Genomic DNA, 22,945 nt, shown 5'->3' with positions numbered 1-22,945 from the left:
TTCGGCCGCGTGCCCTTTTATGGAACAATGCCGAAACATGCGTTTACGAGGTTGTTCGCCGTGATCGATCCTGATGGTTTCCGCCCCAATGTCGGCATCATCCTGACCAATGATGTCGGGCAGGTGCTCTGGGCGCGTCGCATCAATCAGGATTCCTGGCAGTTCCCTCAAGGCGGTATCAACGACCGCGAAACCCCCGAAGAAGCGCTTTTTCGCGAGTTGACCGAGGAAGTCGGTCTCGAGGAGCAGGATGTGCGCATCCTCGCCTGCACCCGCGGCTGGTTGCGCTACCGCCTGCCCCAGCGCCTGGTGCGCACCAACAGCCAGCCGCTGTGCATCGGCCAGAAACAGAAATGGTTCCTCCTGCGCCTGACTGGCACGGAGGAGCGGGTGCGCATGGACCTGACCGGCAAGCCAGAGTTCGACGGCTGGCGCTGGGTCAGTTACTGGTATCCGCTAGGCCAGGTGGTGACCTTCAAGCGCGAGGTTTACCGCCGGGCCCTGAAAGAACTCGCCCCACGCCTGCTGGCGCGGGACTGACCACCGACCTAGAGCCGAGCCATGCTCAACGTGCTGCGTAAGATCGTCCAGGAAGTGAATGCCGCCAAGGACCTCAAGGCGGCGTTGGGCATCATCGTGTTGCGGGTCAAGGAGGCCATGGGCAGCCACGTCTGCTCGGTCTACCTGCTCGATCCGGACACCAACCGCTTCGTGCTGATGGCTACCGAGGGCCTCAACAAGCGCTCCATCGGCAAGGTCAGCATGGCGCCGAACGAAGGCCTGGTCGGCCTGGTCGGCACCCGCGAAGAACCGCTCAACCTGGAAAACGCCTCCGATCACCCGCGCTACCGCTACTTCGCCGAGACCGGCGAGGAGCGCTACGCCTCCTTCCTCGGCGCGCCGATCATCCACCATCGCCGGGTGATGGGCGTTCTGGTGATCCAGCAGAAGGAAAACCGCCAGTTCGACGAGGGCGAGGAAGCCTTCCTGGTGACCATGAGCGCGCAGCTCGCCGGCGTCATCGCCCACGCCGAGGCCACCGGTTCGATCCGCGGCCTGGGCCGCCAGGGCAAGGGTATCCAGGAGGCGCGCTTCGTCGGCGTGCCCGGCGCGCCCGGCGCGGCGGTCGGTACCGCGGTGGTGGTGCTGCCGCCGGCGGACCTCGAAGTGGTGCCGGACAAACCGATCAAGGACATCGAGGCCGAAGTCGAGCGCTTCAAGGCGGCGCTCGAAGGCGTGCGCCAGGACATGCGCGAGCTGTCCAGCAAGCTCGCCAGCCAGCTGCGCAAGGAAGAGCGCGCGCTGTTCGATGTCTACCTGATGATGCTCGACGACGCCTCCATCGGCCTGGAAGTGAAGCGCGTGATCCGCACCGGCCAGTGGGCCCAAGGCGCGCTGCGCCAGGTGGTGATGGAGCACGTCAAACGCTTCGAGCTGATGGACGATCACTATCTGCGCGAGCGCGCCTCCGACGTGCGCGACATCGGCCGCCGCCTGCTCGCCTACCTGCAGGAAGAGCGCAAGCAGAACCTGGTCTACGACGACAACACCATCCTGGTCAGCGAGGAATTGTCGCCGGCGATGCTCGGCGAAGTGCCGCAGGGCAAGCTGGTCGGCCTGGTCTCGGTGCAGGGCTCGGGCAACTCCCACGTGGCGATCCTCGCCCGTGCCATGGGCATTCCCACGGTGATGGGCGTGGTCGACCTGCCGTACTCCAAGGTCGACGGCATCCAGCTGATCGTCGACGGCTACCACGGCGAGGTCTTCACCAACCCCAGCGAAATCCTCCGCCGGCAGTACGCCGAGGTGGTCGAGGAGGAGCGCCAGCTGACCCAGGGCCTGGACGCGCTGCGCGCGCTGCCGTGCGAGACGCTGGACGGTCATCGCATGCCGCTGTGGGTCAATACCGGGCTGCTCGCCGACGTGGTGCGTGCGCAGGAGCGCGGCGCCGAGGGCGTCGGCCTGTACCGCAGCGAAGTGCCGTTCATGAACGGCCAGCGCTTCCCCAGCGAGAAGGAACAGCTGGCGATCTACCGCGAGCAGCTCGCCGCCTTTCACCCACTGCCGGTGACCATGCGTACCCTGGACATCGGCGGCGACAAGGCGCTGTCGTATTTCCCGATCAAGGAAAGCAACCCGTTCCTCGGCTGGCGCGGCATCCGCGTCACCCTCGATCACCCGGAAATCTTCCTGGTCCAGGCGCGCGCCATGCTCAAGGCCAGCGAGGGGCTGAACAACCTGCGCATCCTGCTGCCGATGATTTCCGGCATCCACGAACTGGAAGAGGCGCTGCACCTGATCCACCGCGCCTGGGGCGAGGTGCGCGACGAGGGCACCGACGTGCCGCTGCCGCCGGTGGGCGTGATGATCGAGATCCCCGCGGCGGTCTACCAGACCCGCGATCTGGCGCGGCAGGTGGACTTCCTTTCGGTCGGCTCCAACGACCTGACCCAGTACCTGCTGGCGGTGGACCGCAACAACCCGCGGGTCGCCGACCTCTACGACTACCTGCACCCCGCGGTGCTGCAGGCGCTGCAGCACGTGGTCCGCGACGCGCATGCCGAGGGCAAGCCGGTGAGCATCTGCGGCGAGATGGCCGGCGATCCTTCCGCCGCCGTACTGCTGCTGGCGATGGGCTTCGACAGCCTGTCGATGAACGCCACCAACCTGCCCAAGGTGAAGTGGCTGCTGCGGCAGATCAGCCTGAGCAAGGCGAAGGAATTGCTGACGCAACTGATGACCATCGACAACCCGCAGGTCATCCACAGCACGCTGCATCTGGCGTTGCGCAACCTTGGCCTGGGCCGCGTGATCAACCCGGCGGCGAGCGTCCAGTCCTGAGTCGGCCGGCGCCTCGTCGCCGTTTCCTCGGTTCGTTGCTCCGGCGCCGATGCGAGTTGTTCGCAGCGGCGCATGGCCGGCTGCCGAGTCTTGCTTTACAGTTCATGTCACGACTCGTCATGACGCGTACCCGATGAACTCCAAGACGCCCGCCCAACTGATTCCCCATTCGCCAGTGCCGCTGTACACCCAGCTCAAGGAATTGCTGCGCGCGCAGATTCTCGACGGGGTGTTCGCGCCGCATACGCGGATGTCCTCGGAAAGCGAGCTGGGCGAGGCCTACGGGGTCAGCCGCATCACCGTGCGCCAGGCGCTGGGCGACCTGCAGAAGGAAGGGCTGATCTTCAAGATCCACGGCAAGGGCACGTTCGTCGCCAAGCCCAAGGCGGTGCAGAACGTCAGCACCTTGCAGGGCCTTTCGGAAGCGATGTCGGCGTCCGGCCACGAGGTGCTCAACCGCATGCTCAGCCAGCGCTTCGTGCCGGCCGGGCGGCTGGTGGCGGAGCGCTTGGGGATGGCGGAGGGCACCACGGTCTGCGAGATCAAGCGGGTACGGCTGATCAACCGCGAGCCGGTGTCGCTGGAGGTCACCTACCTGAGCCAGACGCTCGGCGAGCGCCTGCAGAAAGCCGACCTGGTGACCCGTGACATCTTCCTGATCCTGGAAAACGATTGCGGCGTGCCGCTGGGCCACGCCGACCTGGCCATCGACGCGATACTCGCCGACGCCGAGCTGGCCAAGGCGCTGCAGGTGTCGGTGGATGCGCCGATCATGCGCATCGAACGCCTTACCCATGCCGCCGATGGCACGCCGCTGGATTTCGAGTTCCTCTACTACCGCGGCGATGCGTTCCAGTACCGCCTGCGCGTCGACCGCTAGTTTCCTTGCACAGTCCCCGAGACCGTCCATGGGCGGTCTCTTCGTTTCTGCTGCCGGCTGGCGCCGGCACTTGTCCTACTTGTCGCATCGATCCGCGCGCGGCCTGCGCCTCGCTGGAACCCGGCCGCTCCGCTCGCACCAGCGGAGGGCGCAACGGCGTGCCGCAACGGCCCGGAGGCCTGAGCCTCCCTCCATCAAATAATCCTTGAGAAACAAGCGGCTATGACCCTGCTGCGACCAAGTGGCACGGCCAATGCACCCGTATTTGAAGCCGTTATGGCTTGTTAGTACAAGTTGCCCGGACTACAGGTGCACAACCATGAACAACCGTAAAAGCCTGATCGTGTCATTCGTGTTCGCGTCACTGTCGATGCTGGGCAACCCAGCGTTCGCCGAAACCATCCGTATCGGCATCGGCCACCAGAGCATGGTGACCAATACGGTCTCCGGCGGCGTGGTCCTGGAGAAGCTCAAGCTGATCGAGAAATACCTGCCCAAGGACGGCAAGTACGCGGATGCCGACTACAAGATCGATTTCAAGGACTACGATTCCGGCCCGCCGATCACCAACCAGATGCTCGCCGGCAAGCTGGATTTCGGCGTGATGGGCGATTACCCGCTGATCGTCAACGGCGCCAAGTTCCAGGAAACCGGCAAGCTGCAGACGCGCCTGGTCGGTATCACCGGCTACAACCTCCGCGGCACCGGCAACGGCATCGTGGTGCCGACCGGCTCTTCGGCGCAGAGCCTCGCCGATCTCGCCGGCAAGTCGATTTCCACGCCGGTCGGCAGCGCCGCCTGGGGCATGACGCTGAAAGCCCTGCGCGACGCCAAGCTGTTCGACCAGGTGACGATCATCAACCAGGCGCCGCCGGTGGGCGCGGCGAACATCGCCGCGGGCAAGATCGACGCGCATGCCGACTTCTGCCCGTGGTCGGAAATCATGGAGTTCCGCGGTACCGGACGGAAGATCTTCGACGGCAGCGAGGCAGGCATTCCCACCTTCCACGGCATCGTCGTGCGCGAGGACTACGCGAAGGAATACCCGGAAGTGGTCGAGGCGGTGCTGCGGGCCACGCTGGAGGCGCAGCGCTGGATCCAGGCCGATCCGGTGCGCGCGGCGACCCAGGTGGCCGAGTGGACCGGCGTCGACAAGGAGGTGCTCTATCTCTACTTCAGCGCGGGCGGCATCACCACGATGGACGCCAGCATCAAGCCGGCCTGGGTCGAGGCGCTGAAGTACGACCACGCGCTGCTGCAGAAGGAGAAGCAGATTCCCGACCTCGACTTCGCCCAGTGGATCGACGACAGCTACCTGAAGAAGGCCTACGCCGCCGCTGGCCAGGATTACCCGGCGGCGCTGCAGGCGATGGTCGAGCCGATCCCCGGCAATCCGGCGCTCAAGCCGGCGGAAATCTGGTTCGCCGACGCCGGCGTAGTCGGTTACGACAGCGTCGCGGCGATGCTCGAGGCCTATAAGCAGGCCGGCGCGGCGGGCAAGAAGGTCAACGCCAGCTATGTCTACGACAAGCCGAGCGGGATCAAGCTGTTCGGCAAGTCGGCCTACCTGGTGCAGGACGCTTCCGGCGCGGTCGTCGCCTTTCGCAAGAGGGTCGATTCCGAACAGTACGTCGCCCAGTCCGGAGGCAAGCCGCTGACGCTGGCCGCCTTCGCCGACGCCAAGGTGGCCGCCGCCGACTGAATCCGCAGCGGACGAGCGGGACGCCAGATCCCGCCGCCGACCCGCAATGCCTTGTACGCGGCTCGCAGAGCCCGTGCCCCGTGTAGCCGCGAGGTGTGTGATGAGTGTGAAACCCAGTCCCGTCTTCAAGCCGGTGGAGGCGCCGAGTGTTCCCGTTCACGAGGTGCCGCCGGCCGCTGTGCTGCCGGTCGCCAGCGCCCCGCAACGCAAGGTGCCGTTGCGGGTCCGGCGTTACCTGGTGCGCAGCCTGGCGCTGCTGGTGGCGCTGCTGCTCTGGCAGTTGGCGTCGAGCACCGGCTTCGAGCTGTTCGTCAAGTTCGACAACGTGCCGACCCCGGTCGCGGTCTGGCAGGCGCTGCTGGTGGAACTGTCCAGCGGCGAGTTCTACCTGCACATCCTGCATAGCCTGCAGCGTATCGGTATCGCCTTTGCCCTGGCGGCGGTGCTCGGCGTTTCCCTCGGCATCGCCATGGGCCGTTCGCCGCTGGCCGAGGACATCATCCTGCCGTACATCGAGCTGCTCCGGCCGATTCCGGCGGTGGCGTGGATTCCGCTGGCGATCCTGATGATGCCCAGCGAGGAGTCGAGCATCATCTTCATCACCTTCCTCGGCGCGTTGTTCCCGGTGGTGCTGAACACCTGCCAGGGCGTCGAGCAGAGTTCCAAGCTGCTGGTGCGCGCCGCGCGCAGCCTCGGCGCCAGTCGCACGGCGATCCTCTGGCATGTGGTGATTCCCGGCGCCATGCCGAGCATCGTCACCGGCCTGGCGGTGGGCATGGGCGTCGCCTGGTTCTCGCTGCTGGCGGGGGAAATCATCAGCGGGCAGTACGGCATCGGCTACTTCACCTGGGCCTCCTACACCCTCATCGAGTACCCCAAGATCATCATCGGCATGCTCGCCATCGGCGGCCTCGGCACGCTCTGCACGCTGCTCGTGCGGCTGGCCTGCTCGCCGCTGCTGCGCTGGCAGAAGCGTGGAGGGCACTGAGTGGACGCACCTTCGGCAAGCCCCGCCCCGTCGCCCGTGGAGGATCAGGACATGAACAGCGCCACCCAGCTCAACCGTCTCGCCGTGCTCGACCACAGTCGCTTGGCGCGCAGCCAGGAAGGCAGCAGTCGCAAGGGCCACATCAGCGTTCGCAACGTGCAGGTGGAGTTCGGCAGCGATGCCGGGCGCCGCGTGGCGGTGCAGGACGCCAACCTGGAGATTCGCCCAGGCGAGTTCGTCTGCCTGCTGGGACCGTCCGGCTGCGGCAAGTCGACCCTGCTCAATGCGGTCGCCGGCTTCGTCGAACCCTGCGCTGGCGAGTTGCGCGTCGACGGCCAGCGGGTGAAGGGCCCCGGGCCCGAGCGCGGCATGGTGTTCCAGCAGCATTCTCTGTTCCCCTGGAAGACGGTCAAGGAGAACGTCGCCTTCGGGCCGCTGATGGCGGGTGTCGGCAAGTTCGAGGCGGATCAGGTGGGGCGCACCTTCCTCGGGCTGGTCGGCCTCTCGGCCTACGAGGATGCCTTTCCCGAGACCCTGTCCGGCGGCATGCAGCAGCGCGTCGGCATCGCCCGCGCGCTGGCCAACTATCCCAGCGTGCTGCTGATGGACGAGCCGTTCGGCGCGCTGGACGCGCAGACGCGGATCATGATGCAGGAGAACCTGCTGGATATCTGGCGGGAGTTCCATAACACCGTGCTGTTCGTCACCCACGACATCGACGAGGCGGTGTTCCTCTCCGACCGCATCGTGGTGATGAGCGCGAGTCCGGGGCGGATCATCGCGGACATCCCGGTCAGGCTGCCGCGACCGCGCAATCAGGAGCTGCTCACCGAGCCGGCATTCATCGCGCTGAAGCGTGAATGCCTGGCGCTGATCCGCCAGGAAACCCTGCGCGCCTTCGAGCAACAGAACGCCAGCCGCTGAATTTCCGCGGGCGCCTGACGGTGCTGGCGACGGGCGGTTCATCGAGGGCGGATCGGACATTGACAATCCATTCGCTAGTTTATAACTTGTCATAACAAGTAGGGAGGAGCCGATATGAACCTTGCCGTAGCGACCCTCAACCCGAGTGATTCGCCGCAGCCGTTGTATGCGCAGATTCGCGATCAACTGCGCCGGCAGATTCTCGAGGGCGGTTACGCCACGCATCAGCAACTGCCCTCGGAAAAGAGCCTGATGGGCGCCTTCGGCGTCAGCCGCATCACCGTTCGCCAGGCGCTCAGCGACCTGCACAGCGAAGGCCTGGTGTTCAGCGCCCAGGGCAAAGGCACCTACGTCAGCCGGCCGAAGGCGGTGCAGAACATCCAGCGCCTGCAGGGCTTCGGCGAAGCGATGGCGGCGCAGGGCTACGCGGCGAGTGCGCGCCTGCTCGGCTTCCAGGAACGCCGGCCGCCGCGCGCGGTGAGCGAGGCGCTGGGCCTGGCCACGGGCGAGGAGGTGATCGAGGTGACCCGCGTGCGCTACCTCAACCAGCAGGCGGTGTGCGTCGAGAGCAGCTACTTCCCGCTCGTCATCGGTCGCCGGCTGTTCGGCCTCGACCTGTCCGGCGACATCTTCCCGCTGCTGGAGAACCGCCTCGGCATCGCGCTGGGCGCGGCGGACATCGGCCTGGAGTCGGTGCGTTGCGACGAAGCCGCGCAGCACCACCTGAACCTGGGCGCCGATGAGCCGATCCTGCGCGTCGAGCGCCTCACCCACGACCGCAATGGCCGACCGATCGATTTCGAATACCTCCGCTTTCGCGGCGATTCCTTCAAGTACCAGTTCCGCGTCGAGCGGAAATAGGAGGCAGCATGCAGATTCAAGACATCCCGGTGATCGACACCGACGTGCTGGTGATCGGTGGCGGCACGGCCGGCCCGATGGCCGCGGTGACCGTCAAGGAGCAGGACCCGAACCTCAGGGTGATCCTCCTGGAAAAGGCCAACGTGAAGCGCTCCGGAGCGATTTCCATGGGCATGGACGGGCTCAACAACGCCGTGGTGCCCGGCCACGCGACGCCCGAGCAGTATGTGCGCGAAATCACCATCGCCAACGACGGCATCGTCCACCAGCCGGCGATCATGGCCTACGCGCAGCGCTCGTTCCCGATGATCGAGAAGCTCGACTCCTGGGGCGTTCACTTCCAGAAGGACGAGACCGGCGACTACGACATGAAGAAGGTCCACCACCTCGGCACCTACGTGCTGCCGATGCCGGAGGGCCACAACGTCAAGAAGATCCTCTACCGCCGCCTGCGCCGGGTACGCGTGGAAATCGAGAACCGCTACCAGGCGACGCGCCTGCTGAAGGACGCCGAAGGCCGGATCGCCGGCATGGTCGGGGTGAACACCCGCACCGGCGAGCCGATCATCATCCGCGCCAAGGCGGTGATCATGGCCACCGGCGCCGCCGGACGCATCGGCCTGCCGACCTCGGGCTACCTGTTCGGCACCTACGAGAACCCGGCCAACTCAGGCGACGGCCATGCGATGGCCTATCACGTTGGGGCGGACCTGGCGAACCTCGAGTGCTTCCAGATCAACCCGTTGATCAAGGACTACAACGGCCCGGCCTGCGCCTACGTCACCGGTCCGCTCGGCGGCTACACGACGAACGCGGCGGGCGAGCGCTTCATCGAGTGCGACTACTGGTCCGGGCAGATGATGCTGGAGTTCTTCAAGGAGCTGGAATCGGGCAGCGGCCCGGTGTTCCTCAAGCTCGACCACCTCGCCGAGGAAACCATCCAGGAAATCGAGACGGTGCTGCACACCAACGAGCGCCCCAGCCGCGGGCGTTTCCATGACGGCCGGCAGACCAACTACCGGCAGAAGATGGTGGAGATGCACATCTCCGAGGTCGGCTTCTGCAGCGGGCATTCCGCCTCGGGCGTGTGGACCGACGAAACCGGCGCGACCACCGTGCCGGGCCTCTACGGCGCCGGCGACATGGCCTCGGTGGCGCACAGCTACATGCTCGGGGCGTTCGTCTACGGGCAGATCTGCGGCGAGAACGCGGCGGCCTTCGCCAGGGACCGCGCCGAACCGCAGCTGGACGAAGCCTACATCGCCGCCGAGCTGGCGCGGATTCGCGCACCGCTGGCGCGCACCGATGGCATCCCGCCCGAGCAGATGGAATACAAGGTCCGCCGCCTGGTGAACGACTACCTGCAGCCGCCCAAGGTCACCCGCAAGATGGAGATCGGCCTGGAGCGAATCCTCGCCGTGCGCGAGGACGTGGACAAGCTGGTTGCCCGCGACCCGCACGAGCTGCTGCGCGCGCTGGAGGTCCAGTCGATCATCGACTGCGCCGAGATGGCCGCCCGCGCCTCCCTGTACCGCACGGAATCGCGCTGGGGCCTCTATCACTACCGGGTCGACTTCCCCGAGCAGGACAACGCCGAGTGGTTCTACCACAGCCGCCTGTTCAAGGACGCCAACGGCAACATGGCCCACGGCAAGCGCCCGATCGCCGACTACGTGGTCGAGCTGGGCGAGGAAAAGGACGCCTACAACCGCTTGCGGGTCAAGAAAGCCGCCAACGGCTGACCATCCATGACGCGGGAACGGGCCGTGCCGTTCCCGCGCGACAGAACCATTGCCCGAGTGCGAGGAGAGTTTCATGCCATTGGCCAACCATACATCCAGCGTCCCGGTGATCGTCGACGAAGACAAGTGCATCGCCGACAAGGGCTGCCGCGTCTGCATCGAGGTCTGCCCCCTGGACGTCCTGTGGATCAACGAAGAGACCGGCAAGGCGCACATGAAGTACGACGAGTGCTGGTACTGCATGCCGTGCGAGGCCGACTGCCCGACGGACGCCGTGAAAGTGAACATTCCCTACCTGCTGAGCTGATCAGCGCAGCCGCGCATGCCGGAGAACCTTATGAAGCAATATGACGATCCCGAACTGCAGCGCCTGGCCGGCGAGCTGGCCTCCGACGATCCGGAGATTCGCCGGGTCGCGGTGCTCGATCTGGTCGACAGCGGCGAACCCGAAGCGGCCGAGTTGCTGATTCTGGCGCTGAAGGACCCCGACCCAACGGTTCGTCAGGAGGCGGCAAAGGTGGTCGACGAGTTCGACGCCGCCGAGATCGCCGACGCGCTGCTCGCCGCGCTGGGTGACGACGACGAAGTGGTGCGCAATGCCGCGGCCCATGCACTCTCCGATCTCAAGGACCCGGCGGCCGCCACGCCGCTGCTCGCGGCACTCAGCGCGAGCAGCGCGCCGTTCGTGACCGCCGGCATCCTGCGGGCGCTTAAGGCCTTGCGCGACCCCCGTAGCCAGGGCCCGGCGCTGGAGTGCCTGGGCCATGCCGACCCGCAGGTGCGCCGCGAGGCGGTGGCGGTGCTCGGCTGGCTGCGCCAGTTGCAGAACCTGCCCGCGCTGATGGAGCGCGCCCACGCCGATGCCGACCCGGAGGTGCGTCGCGCCGCCGCCGGTGCGCTGGTGTATGCCGAAGCCGGGCAGGTCGGGCCGATGCTCATCCAGATCCTGCGCGACGAGCACTGGCAGGTGCGCATCGAGGCGGCGGTGAGCATCGGCAAGCTGAACTACCGGGACGGTGTTCCCGCCCTGGTCAAGGCGACCGAGGATGAGTTCTGGCAGGTGCGCGAGAAAGCCGTCGACAGCCTCGGCAAGCTGGCGGCCGTGCCGGCGATTCCCGCCATCGGCGCGTGCAGCCATGACCCGATGCCGAACCTGCGCAAGGCCGCCATCGGCGCGCTGGGCACGATTGCCCACGCGGACGGGCGGCCCTACGTGGAGGCGGCGATGGACGACGCCGACCCGGACGTTCGCAAACTGGCGCGCTGGGCCATGTCCAAGCTCGACGCCGCGGCCTGAACCCCGTCTCCCGCGGCGCACCCGGCGCCGCGTGGCTCGACCTTCCTGCTGGAGAAACACGCCATGACCTACGTGGTGACGGAAAACTGCATCCGCTGCAAATACACCGACTGCGTCGAAGTGTGCCCGGCGGACTGCTTTCACGAGGGGCCGAACTTCCTCGTGATCAACCCGGAAACCTGCATCGACTGTTCGCTGTGCGCGCCGGAGTGTCCGGCCGACGCGATCTTCGCCGACAACGCGCTGCCGACCGGGCAGGCGCATTTCCTCCAGCTCAACGTCGAACTGGCCGAGGTCTGGCCGGTGATCGCCGCCTCAAAGTCGCCGCTCGGCGAGGCCGAGGACTGGGTCGACCGTGGCGACAAGCTGCAGTACCTGGAGCGCTAGGCCGTGTCCGCATTCGCCCTGCGCCGTTGCCGGCGTGCGCTTCTGCTGCTGGTGCTCATCGGCGCCGCCACCCAGGGCAGCGCCCGCCCGCTGGATATCGACGCGGCGGTCCTGCGTCCGCCCGAAGTCGCCGCGCTGATCCTGTCCGACTGGCAGGCCCTGGCCCCCGTTCACTATGCGCGGCTGTAGCGCCGCGGGAGGAATACCCATGTCCGCACAGATCGCCGCGCCGCTGGAAGTGCGCCTCAACCGCCGCGAGCGCCACCTGCAACTGACCTGGCCGGACGGCGCGGTCAGCCGCTTGAGCTGCCTGATGCTGCGCCGCTGTTGCGCCTGCTCAAGCTGCACCCAGGCGCGCCGCGGCGAGCAGCTGCGCCTGCTGGATGCCGGTCTCGGCCTGGAGCGCGTCGAACTGTTCGGCGTCAGCGGCCTGCAACTGCACTTCAGCGACGGCCACTCGCGCGGCGTCTACCCGTGGCACTACCTGCGCGAGCTGAGCGAGGGCGCCTGAGATCCGTCTCACCCGAAACGCCTCGTTTCATTCACCCAACCGCCTGCGGGCGATGCACTCCGGAGAGCCTGCATGGCAGCCATCGGTACCGAAAGCGTTCTCAGCGTCCATCACTGGAACGACTCCCTGTTCAGCTTCAAGACCACCCGCGACCCCGCGCTGCGCTTCGAGAACGGCCATTTCGTGATGATCGGCCTGGGCGTCGAAGGGCGCCCGCTGATGCGCGCCTACAGCATCGTCAGCGCCAACCACGACGAGCACCTGGAGTTCCTCAGCATCAAGGTGCCGGACGGTCCGCTGACCTCGCGTCTGCAGCACCTCAAGGAAGGCGATCCGATCTTCATCAGTCGCAAGCCGGTCGGCACCCTGGTGATGCACGACCTGCGCCCCGGCCGGAACCTGTTCCTGTTCGGCAGCGGCACCGGGTTGGCGCCGTTCATGAGCATCATCCGCGACCCCGAGGCCTACGAGCGTTTCGAGCGGATCGTGCTGGTGCACAGCGTGCGCACGATCAGCGAACTGGCCTACCACGACTACATCAGCCACGAACTGCCCGAGCACGAATTCCTCGGCGAGGAGGTCCGCGCCAAGCTGGTCTACTACCCGACGGTGACCCGCGAGGCGTTCCGCAACCAGGGCCGCATCACCACGCTGATCGACAACGGCAAGCTCTGCGACGACATCGGCTTGCCGCCGCTCAACCCGCAGAGCGACCGGGTGATGCTCTGCGGCAGCCCGGCGATGCTTGACGAGCTGACGCGGATGCTCGATGCGCGCGGTTTCGAGGCCTCGCCACAGCAGGGCGAACCGGGCGACTACGTGATCGAGCGGGCGTTCGTCGAGAAGTGAGCTGGGACGCTCAGGCGGCGGGCAGCTCGAGTCGGGTTTCGCCGAGGGCGCGGCCGCCTTCGCCGAAGCGACGCTCGACGAGTTCGCGGCGGCCCTGGGCGTCGGCGATCAGCACCGTGCTGGCGCGGGTGCCGTAGGTCGCGCTGGCGATGAACGGGCTCGACAGCAGGCGCTCCGTGGCGAGGCCGACGCCGGTGTCCGGCAGGGCCTCGTCGGCCGCGGGAGCGGCATCCTGAAGCAGTTCCAGCAGCGCCGTCGGGGTGGGGTCTTCCAGCCGTTCTGCAAGGCCCGAGCGGGTGCGCTGCAGCTTCGGCCAGGGGGTATCGAGGTCGGCGTTGGACAGGCCGTAGACGCCCGCCGGCAGCCGCCCTATCCGCCCGGCGCGGGAGTTGAGGTGCCACAGCTGCGCGCCGTCGCCGAGCAGCAGGTTGAAGCCGGCGTAGTCGGCGATTCGCTCGCGCAGCCGTTCCAGATAGCGTTCGGCGTCCAGGCTGCCGCGCAGGAAATCGGCGACCAGCTCGCCGCGCGAACGGTCGCCTAGGGCCTGCCGCGGATCACGGATGTTGGTCAGCGCGGCGAAGCGGTTGCCCGGGCCGACACCGAGCCAGGTGCCGCCGGCCTGCAGGTCGCGCCCGGCGAACACGCCCGGGCAATCCGCCCATTCGCCCAGGGCCTGGGTCGGGCGCCTGTAGAACTCGTCGCGGTTGGCGGCGACGATCAGCGGCAGTTCGTGGCCCGGCCGCCAGGCGAAAACGATCAGGCACATGGCGCACCGCTCCCGCTGCCGGGTCGACGGTAGAAAGCGTTCATCCGTTGTTCTCCTTGTTTCCCCCACTCTACGGAAAGCCCCGCGGCGCTGCCAACCTCGCCGGTGGAGTGGCGGCGGGGCTTCCGCTACCATGCCGGTTCGTTTTCGGAGACCTCGATGGAATTCCTCCTCTACCTCGTGCTGGGCGCCTGCGCCGGCGTGCTTGCCGGGCTGTTCGGCGTCGGGGGCGGCCTGATCATTGTGCCGGTGCTGGTCTACAGCTTCACCGCCCACGGCTTCCCCGTCGAAGTGCTGACCCAGATGGCGGTCGGCACCTCGCTGGCGACCATCTGTTTCACCTCGATCAACGCGATCCGCGAGCACCACAAGCGCGGCGCGGTGCGCTGGCCGGTGTTCGTCTGGATGACCGTCGGCATCGTCGTCGGCAGCGGCCTCGGCGCCTTGACCGCGGCGCACATCCACGGCCCGATCCTGCAGAAGATCATCGGCAGCTTCGCCGTGCTGGTGTCGATCCAGATGGCCTTGGACATTCGTCCCAAGGCCAGCAAGGACCTGCCCGGGAAGCCCGGGCTGACGGTCGCCGGCGTGGTGATCGGCTGGGCCTCGGCGATCTTCGGCATCGGCGGCGGCTCGCTGACCGTGCCCTTCCTGTCCTGGCGCAGCGTGCCGATGCAGCAGGCAGTGGCCACCTCGTCGGCCTGCGGGCTGCCGATCGCGCTGTCCGGCGCGGCCTCGTTCATCTTGGTCGGCTGGGGCAATGCGCAGCTGCCGGAATACAGTTTCGGTTTCGTCTACCTGCCGGCGCTGCTCGGCATCGCCGTCGCCAGCATGTTCTTCGCCCGCTTCGGCGCGCGGCTGGCGCACCGGCTGTCGCCGAAAGTGCTCAAGCGCCTGTTTGCCCTGCTGCTGTTCAGCGTCGGGCTGAGTTTCCTGATCTAAGGAGTCGCAATGCTGCCTTACCCGCAAATCGACCCGGTGGCGCTGGCCATCGGTCCGCTGAAAATCCACTGGTACGGCCTGATGTACCTGATCGGCATCGGCAGCGCCTGGTGGCTGGCGTCGCGCCGGCTGAGCCGCTTCGAACCGAGCTGGAACAACGAGAAGCTCTCCGACCTGGTGTTCTGGACGGCCATGGGCGTGATCCTCGGCGGCCGCCTCGGCTACGTGCTGTTCTACGACCTGGCCGCCTACATGGCCAACCCGCTGCTGATCTTCGAGGTGTGGAAGGGCGGCATGTCGTTCCACGGCGGCCTGCTCGGCGTGATGCTGGCGACCTGGTGGTTCGGCAAGCGCAACGGCAAGAGCTTCTTCGAGCTGATGGATTTCATCGCGCCCTTCGTGCCGATCGGCCTGGGGGCCGGGCGCATCGGCAACTTCATCAACGCCGAGCTGTGGGGCAAGGCCAGCGACGTGCCCTGGGCGATGATCTTCCCCACCGACCCGGCACAACTGCCGCGGCACCCCTCGCAGCTCTACCAGTTCGCCCTCGAGGGCGTGGCGCTGTTCCTGATCCTCTGGGTCTACTCGCGCAAGCCGCGGCCGACCATGGCGGTCTCCGGGCTGTTCGCGCTGTGCTACGGGATCTTCCGCTTCATCGTCGAATTCGTCCGCGTACCGGACGCCCAGCTCGGCTACCTGGCCTTCGGCTGGCTGACCATGGGCCAGGTGCTGTGCATGCCGATGATCCTCGGCGGTCTCGGCCTGATGGTCTGGGCCTATCGCCGGCAGCCGCAGCCGGCCTGATCCATCCGCGCCGGCGGGCATCGGTCGCTATCCACTTGAGGCGAGCCCGCCCGGCTCTTACCATGCTGCATCCATCCGCGCCGGCATGACCGGCCCGCACGAGCTCCGCGATGAAACAGTACCTCGACCTGATGCGCCACGTGCGCGACCACGGCACCTTCAAGAGCGATCGCACCGGTACCGGCACCTACAGCGTGTTCGGCTATCAGATGCGCTTCGACCTGGGCGCCGGCTTCCCGCTGGTAACCACCAAGAAGTGCCACCTGAAGTCGATCATCCACGAGCTGCTGTGGTTTCTGCAGGGCGACACCAACATCCGTTACCTGAAGGAAAACGGCGTGCGCATCTGGGACGAGTGGGCCGACGAGAACGGCGATCTCGGCCCGGTCTACGGCTACCAGTGGCGCAACTGGCCGGCACCCAATGGCGAGGCGATCGACCAGATCGCCAAGCTGGTGGCGATGCTCAAGAGCAACCCGGATTCGCGCCGGCTGATCGTCTCCGCCTGGAACCCGGCGCTGGTCGACCAGATGGCGCTGCCGCCGTGCCACGCGCTGTTCCAGTTCTACGTCGCCGACGGCAAGCTCAGCTGCCAGCTCTACCAGCGTTCGGCCGACATCTTCCTCGGCGTGCCATTCAACATCGCCAGCTACGCGCTGCTGACGCTGATGCTGGCGCAGGTCGCCGGGTTGCAGCCGGGCGATTTCGTCTGGACCGGCGGCGACTGCCACCTCTACGCCAACCACCTCGAACAGGCCGACTTGCAGCTCGCCCGCGAGCCGCTGGCGCTGCCGACGATGAAGCTCAACCCCGAGGTGAAGGACCTGTTCGCCTTCCGCTTCGAGGACTTCGAGTTGCAGAACTACGAGGCGTATCCCCACATCAAGGCGCCCGTCGCGGTCTGAGCGTCCCGGTTGTCGCGGCGCTCAACCGCAGGCTGCGGTGGGCGGGGGCCTAGCCTGGCGCAGCCCGGCAGGTAAACCGGGGATCGGCTCCGATTCCCACCGCAACGCGCTCGACACGTCGTGCGCTTTCGCATCGCCTTTTGCTTTCCACCGTCCTGTTTGCTTTCCCCGCCCCAATCGCCCGCCGTGCATCCTTGGCTGTTGCCGATCGCTGCGAGCCGCTGTTCGTGCCGATTTGCGGGCAGGCTATGCCGCCTTCGTGGGCCTCGGGTACTCAGCGAGGGGTCAGGGCGCCGGCGGGAAGTTTGCGGTAGAGGGTGCGGACGCTGACTCCCAGGGTTTTCGCCATGGCGCCAAGGTCGCCGTTGAACTGCGCGAGCAGCCAGCTCAGATAACGCTGTTCCAGCGTGTCCAGGTCCACCGCCTCGTTCAGGGTAAAGCCTCGGGTGGCGGGCCCGGTGAGTGCCGGTTCGTCGCCGTCCAGCAGGTCCGCGAGCGTGATGCTCTCGCCGTCGGCCATCAGGGTAGCGCGTTCGATGAGGTTGCGCAGCTCGCGGATGTTGCCGCTGTAGCGACGCGCGCTGAGCCAGGCCATGGCTTGCGCGGTGAAAGGGCGTCCCGGGCGGCGGTCGACCCGACTGAGCAGCGAGCTGGCCAGTAGCGGGATGTCCTCGGCCCTTTCGTGCAGGGCGGGGGTATGGATCGGGAAGGTGTTGAGGCGAAAGTAGAGGTCACGTCGGAAGGTTTCGGCCTCCACCATGGCGCGCAGGTCGCGGTGGGTCGCCGCGATCAGGCGGAAGTCGGCGGGACGGCTATCCAGTCCGCCGACCCGGCGAAAGGTGCCGCTTTCCAGCAGGCGCAGCAGCTTCACCTGCAGGGTCAGGGGGAGCTCGCCGATTTCATCGAGAAACAACGTGCCGCCGGCAGCCGCTTCCACCAGGCCCAGTTTGCGATGGGTGGCGCCGGTGAAGGCGCCCTTTTCATAGCCGAACAGTTCGCTCTCGAACAGGGTTTCGGTCAGCCCTGCGCAATCGACGACGACGAAGGGGCTGTCGCGGCGGTCGCTGGCCTCGTGAAGCGCGCGCGCCACCAGCTCCTTGCCGGTCCCGGTTTCCCCCAGCAGCAGGACCGAGGTGCTGGCGCTGGCGACACGCAACATGCGCTCCAGCATCCTCACGAACGCCGGCGAGCGCCCCACCAGGCCACGGGCGGCGGTCTGGCTGCTGGCCTGGCGCACCATGCGCAGGGTCTCCACGAAGTAGCTGATGCGCCCATCCTCGTCGCGGATCGGACTCAACTCGACGTCGACGTGCTCCTCACCGCGGGCCGTGTGGTGCAGATGCAGGACGCGCTGGGCGGTGCCGCTCTCCTGGCAGCGGCTCAGCGGGCAGGCTTCCCCGGCCTGATCACAGGGCACGTCATAGTGGTGTGACACGGCATAGCAGGTGCGCCCCAGTGGGCTGCTGGCGGAGCCGAACTCTTGGATGTATGCGCGGTTGGCGCCGACGATGCGGAATTCGCCATCCATGACGATGCGGGGTTCGGGCAGGCCGTCGAGGAAAGAGACCAGTTCCGGCAGCGAATAGGAGTCCATGGGACACCTTTGACAGATATGTCAAAGCAGTTTGCCATATCTGGCGAGCGGCTGTCGCAAGGGCAGGTGGCCGCCTCCCGCGTCCGGCCCCAAATGCCCGGAATTCGCGCCCTGGCAAGGCGGTGATGCCGATGGCACGGCTCTTGTACTGCGTCCTGGGGGAAGCAGGACCCTGGAGCCGAGATGAACGTAGACCTTCCATCCACGCCGCCGTTGGCTCGTGAGTTGTTCCTGATCGTGCTGCTCAAGCTGGTACTGCTCGGCCTGATCTGGTGGGCGTGCTTTTCACACCAGCCTCGGATCAAGGGCGAAGCGCTCGCCGAGGGGCTGCTCAGCAGGGTTTCTGCTTCCTCTTCCGTCGCCTCACACCCTCCGAGGAACCCCTGACCATGCTCACCGATGAACTGGTGGACCTCTCGCGGCTGCAATTCGCCGTTACGGCCATGTACCACTTTCTATTTGTTCCACTGACCCTGGGTTTGGCGTTCATTCTGGTGATCATGGAGGCCTGTTACGTGCTTACCGGGCGCCAGGTCTACAAGGACATGACGCAGTTCTGGGGCAAGCTGTTCGGTATCAACTTTGCGCTGGGAGTGACCACCGGCATCACCATGGAGTTTCAGTTCGGTACCAATTGGGCTTACTACTCTCACTACGTCGGCGACATCTTTGGCGCACCGCTGGCCATCGAAGGGCTGATGGCGTTCTTCCTGGAATCGACCTTCATCGGCTTGTTCTTTTTCGGCTGGGATCGCCTGTCACGCGGCAAGCACTTGTTGGTGACCTTCCTAATGGCGTTGGGCTCGAACCTCTCGGCCTTGTGGATTCTCATCGCCAACGGCTGGATGCAGGACCCGGTGGGCTCGGTGTTCAGCGATGTGACCATGCGCATGGAGCTGGTGGACTTCTGGGCCGTGGTGTTCAACCCCACCGCGCAGGCGAAGTTCGTGCATACCGTGTCGGCGGGCTACGTCACCGCCTCGGTGTTCGTCCTGGCGATATCCAGTTACTACCTGCTCAAGGGGCGCGACCTCGACTTTGCCCGTCGCTCGTTCCGGGTGGCCGCGGCGTTCGGCTTCGCCTCTGCCTGCTCGGTCATCGTCCTGGGCGACGAGTCGGGCTACACGGTCACCGCTTCGCAACAGACCAAGCTCGCCGCCATGGAAGGCATGTGGCAGACCCTCCCGGCGCCGGCGCCCTTCACATTGTTTGCCCTGCCCGACGACCAGGCGCGGCAGAACCGCTACGCACTGGAGATTCCCTGGGTGATGGGGCTGATCGGCACCCGCTCGCTGAGCCAGGAAATCCCCGGTATCCGCGAGATCGAGGCGCAAAACCGCGAACGTATCGCTTCGGGCGCCGTCGCCGTGCAGGCCTTGGCGGTATTGCGAAGTCGTGAGGCCAGCGAACAGGCCAAGGCCCAGGCACGGATACCGTTCGAGGCGCACAAGGCCGATCTCGGCTTTGGCCTCCTGCTGCAGCGCTATACCAGCGACTACAGCCAGGTGACCCCCGATCTGATTGCCCAGGCCGCTCGCGACACCATCCCGAAAGTAGCGCCAATGTTCTGGAGCTTTCGCCTGATGGTGCTGCTGGGCTTCGCCTTCTTCGCCCTGTTCGGCCTGGCGCTCTACTTCAGCCTGAAGAACAGCTTCATGCAGAAGACGTGGCTGCTGCGCTGGGCGCTGTGGTTCCTGCCCACGCCCTGGCTGGCCTGCGAGCTGGGCTGGTTCGTCGCCGAATATGGCAGACAGCCCTGGACCATCTACGGGGTACTGCCGACGCACCTGTCGGTGTCCAGCCTGACGCCGGCCAGCCTGTATGGCTCGCTGGGCGGCTTTGTCGGTTTCTACACGCTGCTGCTGGGGGTGGAGATGTACCTGATGATCAAGTTCGCCCGCCTCGGCCCTGCGTGTCTCGGCAGCGGGCGATACGGCGCCTCTGCGGCGCCGTCCGGTGCGCTTGCCCGTCCCGTGGATATTTGAGGACAACGCCATGCTCGACTACATGACCTTGAAACTCATCTGGTGGGTGCTGGTAGGGGTACTGCTGGTGGGCTTCGTCATCATGGATGGCCACGACATGGGGGTCGGCACGTTGCTTCCCTTCGTCGGCCGCAGCGACCCGGAGCGACGCGTGGTGATCAACACCGTGGGTCCGCACTGGGACGGCAATCAGGTGTGGTTTATCACCGCCGGCGGGGCAATCTTCGCCGCCTGGCCATTGGTGTACGCCACGGCCTTCTCGGGCTTTTACTGGGCCATGCTGGCGGTGCTGTGGTCGCTGTTCTTTCGCCCGGTAGGCTTCGACTACCGCTCGAAAATCAGCGATCCGCGCTGGCGCAGCACTTGGGACTGGGGGCTGTTCATTGGCGGTGCGGTGCCTCCTCTGATCTTCGGTGTGGCCTTCGGCAACCTGCTTCAGGGAGTGCCCTTTCACTTCGACGACAACCTGCGCTCCACCTATACCGGTACGTTCTGGGCCCTGCTCAATCCCTTCGCGCTGCTATGCGGCCTGCTGAGCACGGCGATGATCACTGCCCACGGCGGCCATTACCTGATGCTGCGCAGCGAGGGCGCGGTTTATCAGCGTGCCCGTCGCGCCGCCATGGGCTTTGCGGGGTTGGCACTGGTGTGCTTCGTCGCTGGGGGGATTTGGGTTCAGCTGTTGCCAGGGCATGTCATCACCATCGCCGCATCCCCCAACGCGCTGCCCGATCCGCTGGCGAAAACAGTGGCGCTGGTTCCGGGTGCCTGGCTTAACAACTTCCGCCAGGCACCGTTGCTCTGGAGCGTACCGGGGTTGGGGATAGGGGCGTTGGCGCTGGGGTTCGCCATGGCCTTGCTGAATCGCCCGGGCCTGGCCTTCGTGGCCTCGGCGCTGGCCATGACGGGCGTCATCGGTACTGCCGGGGTGGCGCTGTTCCCCTTCATTCTGCCGTCGTCCACCGACCCTTCTTCCGGTCTGACGGCCTGGGATGCGGTGTCCTCGCACTTCACCCTGGGCCTGATGCTGGGCGCCACGCTGATCTTCATGCCGCTCGTCGTGCTGTACACCAGCTGGGCGTACCGGGTGATGGCCGGCAAGGTGACGCTGGAGTTCATCCGCCAGCACGACAGGAGCGCCTATTGAGGAGGCTGCCATGCGACTGATCGGCGTTAGCTGCCAGGATGGGCGCACCGTGACCGGCCATGCCGGACGTTGCCGACGATTCTTTCTATTCGGAGACCGGGGCGGGCCGATGATGGGCACCTTGGAACTGACCGCCGACCAAGTGCTGCATCGTGGCCCTCCGGGCGCCGATCACCCGCTCGGACGGATCAAGGTACTGGTGACGGCCGGGATGCGCCCGGCCCTGCAGAAGTCGTTGGCCAGCTGCGGAATCGATGTATTCATCACCGACGAGCAGTCGCCGGAGCTGGCCGTGCGCCGGTTCCTTGAGGGCACGCCGTCACTCCCCTGTCTCGACGGCTGCCGCTGAGGCGACGCGTCGATCCAATGAGGTAATGGTCATGTGGTATTTCGCCTGGATTCTCGGCCTTGGTCTGGCCTTGCTGCTGTCGGTCCTCGCCAATCTGTACGGCGACGCCCGGGAAGCGCGCGCCGTGGTCCGTGAGGGCGACGACTAGCGCGCCAGCTGCGCCGAAAGGGTGGCTACCTGCTCCGCCCGCTCGGGCTGGTGCAGCGCGGCGCCGGCGTTGAGGCTCGACCAGCGGGGGTGCGCCCGCGCCTTGCGCAGTGGTTCCGGCAGGTCGCCCTGGCGCCATGCCGGGTCCTGCTGCAGATCGAGGCGGATGGCCTGTTGGGCGGCGTGGCCGCGACGAGCCAGGGCGTCGAGCAATTGCCGCTGACGCAACGCCAGCAGCCGCAGTACGGCATCGTCCAGGGTGAGTTCACGCTCGCCGCGGAGCTTGCCCAGCAAGCGCTGGCCATAATGACGCGCAGTCTGAGCCCCGCCACCGGCGAGGGCGCCGACCAAGGCGGCGGCGCCCAGGGTGAGTCCGCCCACCAGCAAATCGACACCGGCGCCAGCCGCCGCGCCGGCCGCCACGCCACTCCCCAGGTTGACGCTCAGCTGTTTCAGCGTCTCCGGATTGAACAGGTCGTCACCCCAGCGGCCGTCGAGCAGGGGTAAATCCGTGACGTCGGCCGTTCCGCCGTCGAACGCATACAGGCGCAGCAGGGCATCGACGCACTGTTGTTCGCGGCGCCGCACGTCCTCATGCAGTGCCATGACCGCGGACCTTGCCACGGTGGGTTCCGTCGCCACCTGACGCCGGCAGGCGGCGATATCCACCAGCAACTCGGCGATCAACCGACGGCCGTCCTCCTGTCGCGCCCGGGCCTGCGCCTCGTGATCGGCGATCAGGCGCTCCAGCTGCGGGCGCGAGCGCTCCAGCAGCAGCGCCAGGCTTTCGTACAGGCGCCGCTCGCCATCCAGCGGCGGCGCCACGCTGTCGAAGCGCACCAGCGCGTGCAGCCCGAGCCGCGCCAGCGCCTCGCGCCAGTCGTCCTCGCGGGTGCCCGGGCTGGCGATGAAGTTGAGCACCGGCAACAGCGGCTTGCCGCAGCCGGCGAGCACCGCCAGCTCGTCGCGGTACTTGGCCAGTACCGGTTCGCGGGCGTCGATCACGTAGAGGCCGGCGTCCGAGGCGAGGAGTTGACGCAGCACCTTGGCCTCCTGCTCGAAGCGCTGGCGCGCCTCGCTGCCATCGAGAAAGCGCGCCAGCCGCGCCGGACCGTCGAGGCGTTCGCCGGGCCGCTCGCTGCGCTCGAGGTGATCGAGCAGGGCGATGGCATCTTCCAGGCCAGGCGTGTCGTACAGCTCGAGCAGCGCATCGCCGTCCACCGACAGCCGCGCGCCCTCGACGTGGCGCGTGGTGCTCGGCCGGTGCGAGACCTCGCCGAAGCCGATGTCGCGGGTCAGGGTGCGCAGCAGCGAGGTCTTGCCG

The 22,945-nt window shown here is 66.7% G+C and carries 25 protein-coding genes; 22 read left to right on the top strand and 3 right to left on the bottom strand.

Annotated features, from left to right (window positions below; all coding sequences use genetic code 11):
- Window positions 1–60: 60 nt before the first annotated feature.
- The 14 genes from B2X67_RS10700 (at window position 61) to B2X67_RS10635 (ending at window position 12,982) form a co-directional block, all read left to right on the top strand.
- Window positions 61–540: an RNA pyrophosphohydrolase gene (locus tag B2X67_RS10700; protein WP_286785482.1), complete on the top strand. Its 480-nt coding sequence runs from the start codon at window positions 61–63 to the stop codon at window positions 538–540.
- A gap of 21 nt (window positions 541–561) precedes the next feature.
- Window positions 562–2,841: a phosphoenolpyruvate--protein phosphotransferase gene (ptsP, locus tag B2X67_RS10695; protein WP_273234036.1), complete on the top strand. Its 2,280-nt coding sequence runs from the start codon at window positions 562–564 to the stop codon at window positions 2,839–2,841.
- Window positions 2,842–2,974: 133 nt separating this feature from the next.
- Window positions 2,975–3,721, top strand: coding sequence for a GntR family transcriptional regulator (locus tag B2X67_RS10690; RefSeq protein WP_282339291.1), 747 nt, complete (start codon window positions 2,975–2,977; stop codon window positions 3,719–3,721).
- A gap of 319 nt (window positions 3,722–4,040) precedes the next feature.
- Window positions 4,041–5,423, top strand: coding sequence for an ABC transporter substrate-binding protein (locus B2X67_RS10685; RefSeq protein ID WP_286785481.1), 1,383 nt, complete (start codon window positions 4,041–4,043; stop codon window positions 5,421–5,423).
- Between the two features lie 100 nt (window positions 5,424–5,523).
- The gene (locus B2X67_RS10680) at window positions 5,524–6,411 is read left to right on the top strand and encodes an ABC transporter permease (RefSeq protein WP_376747814.1); all 888 of its coding nucleotides are present in this window, start codon (window positions 5,524–5,526) and stop codon (window positions 6,409–6,411) included.
- A 51-nt stretch (window positions 6,412–6,462) separates the two neighbouring features.
- Window positions 6,463–7,335 carry an ABC transporter ATP-binding protein gene (locus B2X67_RS10675; protein WP_286785480.1) on the top strand — a complete coding sequence of 291 codons (873 nt, stop codon included), beginning with the start codon at window positions 6,463–6,465 and terminating at the stop codon, window positions 7,333–7,335.
- Between the two features lie 114 nt (window positions 7,336–7,449).
- Complete coding sequence (locus tag B2X67_RS10670) at window positions 7,450–8,196, top strand: GntR family transcriptional regulator (RefSeq protein ID WP_282339294.1); 747 nt, start codon at window positions 7,450–7,452, stop codon at window positions 8,194–8,196.
- 8 nt (window positions 8,197–8,204) lie between these two features.
- Complete coding sequence (locus B2X67_RS10665) at window positions 8,205–9,938, top strand: fumarate reductase/succinate dehydrogenase flavoprotein subunit (RefSeq protein WP_090224245.1); 1,734 nt, start codon at window positions 8,205–8,207, stop codon at window positions 9,936–9,938.
- Between the two features lie 73 nt (window positions 9,939–10,011).
- Complete coding sequence (locus B2X67_RS10660) at window positions 10,012–10,245, top strand: 4Fe-4S dicluster domain-containing protein (RefSeq protein WP_282339295.1); 234 nt, start codon at window positions 10,012–10,014, stop codon at window positions 10,243–10,245.
- 30 nt (window positions 10,246–10,275) lie between these two features.
- A complete protein-coding gene (locus B2X67_RS10655; protein WP_282339296.1) occupies window positions 10,276–11,235 on the top strand; it encodes a HEAT repeat domain-containing protein in 960 nt (319 codons plus the stop codon).
- Between the two features lie 63 nt (window positions 11,236–11,298).
- Window positions 11,299–11,622 carry a ferredoxin FdxA gene (gene fdxA, locus B2X67_RS10650; protein ID WP_282339297.1) on the top strand — a complete coding sequence of 108 codons (324 nt, stop codon included), beginning with the start codon at window positions 11,299–11,301 and terminating at the stop codon, window positions 11,620–11,622.
- Window positions 11,623–11,625: 3 nt separating this feature from the next.
- Complete coding sequence (locus B2X67_RS10645) at window positions 11,626–11,811, top strand: hypothetical protein (protein WP_286785479.1); 186 nt, start codon at window positions 11,626–11,628, stop codon at window positions 11,809–11,811.
- A gap of 19 nt (window positions 11,812–11,830) precedes the next feature.
- Window positions 11,831–12,133: a DUF971 domain-containing protein gene (locus B2X67_RS10640; RefSeq protein WP_286785478.1), complete on the top strand. Its 303-nt coding sequence runs from the start codon at window positions 11,831–11,833 to the stop codon at window positions 12,131–12,133.
- A 72-nt stretch (window positions 12,134–12,205) separates the two neighbouring features.
- The gene (locus tag B2X67_RS10635) at window positions 12,206–12,982 is read left to right on the top strand and encodes a ferredoxin--NADP reductase (RefSeq protein ID WP_090224234.1); all 777 of its coding nucleotides are present in this window, start codon (window positions 12,206–12,208) and stop codon (window positions 12,980–12,982) included.
- Between the two features lie 10 nt (window positions 12,983–12,992).
- On the opposite strand, the gene B2X67_RS10630 is transcribed toward B2X67_RS10635, so the two are convergent.
- The gene (locus B2X67_RS10630) at window positions 12,993–13,748 is read right to left on the bottom strand and encodes an NRDE family protein (protein ID WP_286785477.1); all 756 of its coding nucleotides are present in this window, start codon (window positions 13,746–13,748) and stop codon (window positions 12,993–12,995) included.
- 159 nt (window positions 13,749–13,907) lie between these two features.
- Between B2X67_RS10630 and B2X67_RS10625 the strand changes: the two genes are divergently transcribed.
- The 3 genes from B2X67_RS10625 to B2X67_RS10615 all read left to right on the top strand — a co-directional run bounded on the left by B2X67_RS10625 (window position 13,908) and on the right by B2X67_RS10615 (window position 16,399).
- The gene (locus B2X67_RS10625) at window positions 13,908–14,690 is read left to right on the top strand and encodes a sulfite exporter TauE/SafE family protein (RefSeq protein ID WP_282339302.1); all 783 of its coding nucleotides are present in this window, start codon (window positions 13,908–13,910) and stop codon (window positions 14,688–14,690) included.
- A gap of 9 nt (window positions 14,691–14,699) precedes the next feature.
- The gene (lgt, locus tag B2X67_RS10620; protein WP_282339303.1) at window positions 14,700–15,494 is read left to right on the top strand and encodes a prolipoprotein diacylglyceryl transferase; all 795 of its coding nucleotides are present in this window, start codon (window positions 14,700–14,702) and stop codon (window positions 15,492–15,494) included.
- 110 nt (window positions 15,495–15,604) lie between these two features.
- Window positions 15,605–16,399, top strand: coding sequence for a thymidylate synthase (locus B2X67_RS10615; protein WP_282339304.1), 795 nt, complete (start codon window positions 15,605–15,607; stop codon window positions 16,397–16,399).
- Between the two features lie 274 nt (window positions 16,400–16,673).
- On the opposite strand, the gene B2X67_RS10610 is transcribed toward B2X67_RS10615, so the two are convergent.
- Complete coding sequence (locus B2X67_RS10610) at window positions 16,674–17,993, bottom strand: sigma-54 interaction domain-containing protein (protein WP_286785476.1); 1,320 nt, start codon at window positions 17,991–17,993, stop codon at window positions 16,674–16,676.
- Window positions 17,994–18,176: 183 nt separating this feature from the next.
- Between B2X67_RS10610 and cydP the strand changes: the two genes are divergently transcribed.
- Genes cydP through cydX form a run of 5 tightly spaced genes read left to right on the top strand, consistent with a single transcriptional unit; the run spans window position 18,177 to window position 21,622 of the window.
- A complete protein-coding gene (cydP, locus tag B2X67_RS10605; RefSeq protein WP_286785475.1) occupies window positions 18,177–18,380 on the top strand; it encodes a cytochrome oxidase putative small subunit CydP in 204 nt (67 codons plus the stop codon).
- A 2-nt stretch (window positions 18,381–18,382) separates the two neighbouring features.
- The gene (locus B2X67_RS10600; protein ID WP_286785474.1) at window positions 18,383–19,978 is read left to right on the top strand and encodes a cytochrome ubiquinol oxidase subunit I; all 1,596 of its coding nucleotides are present in this window, start codon (window positions 18,383–18,385) and stop codon (window positions 19,976–19,978) included.
- Between the two features lie 10 nt (window positions 19,979–19,988).
- Window positions 19,989–21,125 carry a cytochrome d ubiquinol oxidase subunit II gene (gene cydB / locus B2X67_RS10595; RefSeq protein ID WP_286785473.1) on the top strand — a complete coding sequence of 379 codons (1,137 nt, stop codon included), beginning with the start codon at window positions 19,989–19,991 and terminating at the stop codon, window positions 21,123–21,125.
- Window positions 21,126–21,135: 10 nt separating this feature from the next.
- Complete coding sequence (locus B2X67_RS10590; protein WP_286785472.1) at window positions 21,136–21,474, top strand: NifB/NifX family molybdenum-iron cluster-binding protein; 339 nt, start codon at window positions 21,136–21,138, stop codon at window positions 21,472–21,474.
- Between the two features lie 31 nt (window positions 21,475–21,505).
- Window positions 21,506–21,622, top strand: coding sequence for a cytochrome bd-I oxidase subunit CydX (gene cydX / locus B2X67_RS10585; protein ID WP_273234066.1), 117 nt, complete (start codon window positions 21,506–21,508; stop codon window positions 21,620–21,622).
- On the opposite strand, the gene B2X67_RS10580 is transcribed toward cydX, so the two are convergent.
- On the bottom strand, window positions 21,619–22,945 hold a 1,327-nt coding region (locus B2X67_RS10580; RefSeq protein ID WP_286785471.1), incomplete at its 5' end, for a DUF3482 domain-containing protein. The two genes, cydX and B2X67_RS10580, sit on opposite strands and share 4 nt — an antisense overlap.

Source organism: Pseudomonas sp. UBA3153 (genome assembly GCF_002364635.1).
Taxonomy (GTDB): Bacteria; Pseudomonadota; Gammaproteobacteria; order Pseudomonadales; family Pseudomonadaceae; genus Pseudomonas_O; species Pseudomonas_O kuykendallii.
The sequence above is the reverse complement of the archived record's forward strand: the minus strand, read 5'-3'. Positions and strand labels throughout refer to the sequence as shown.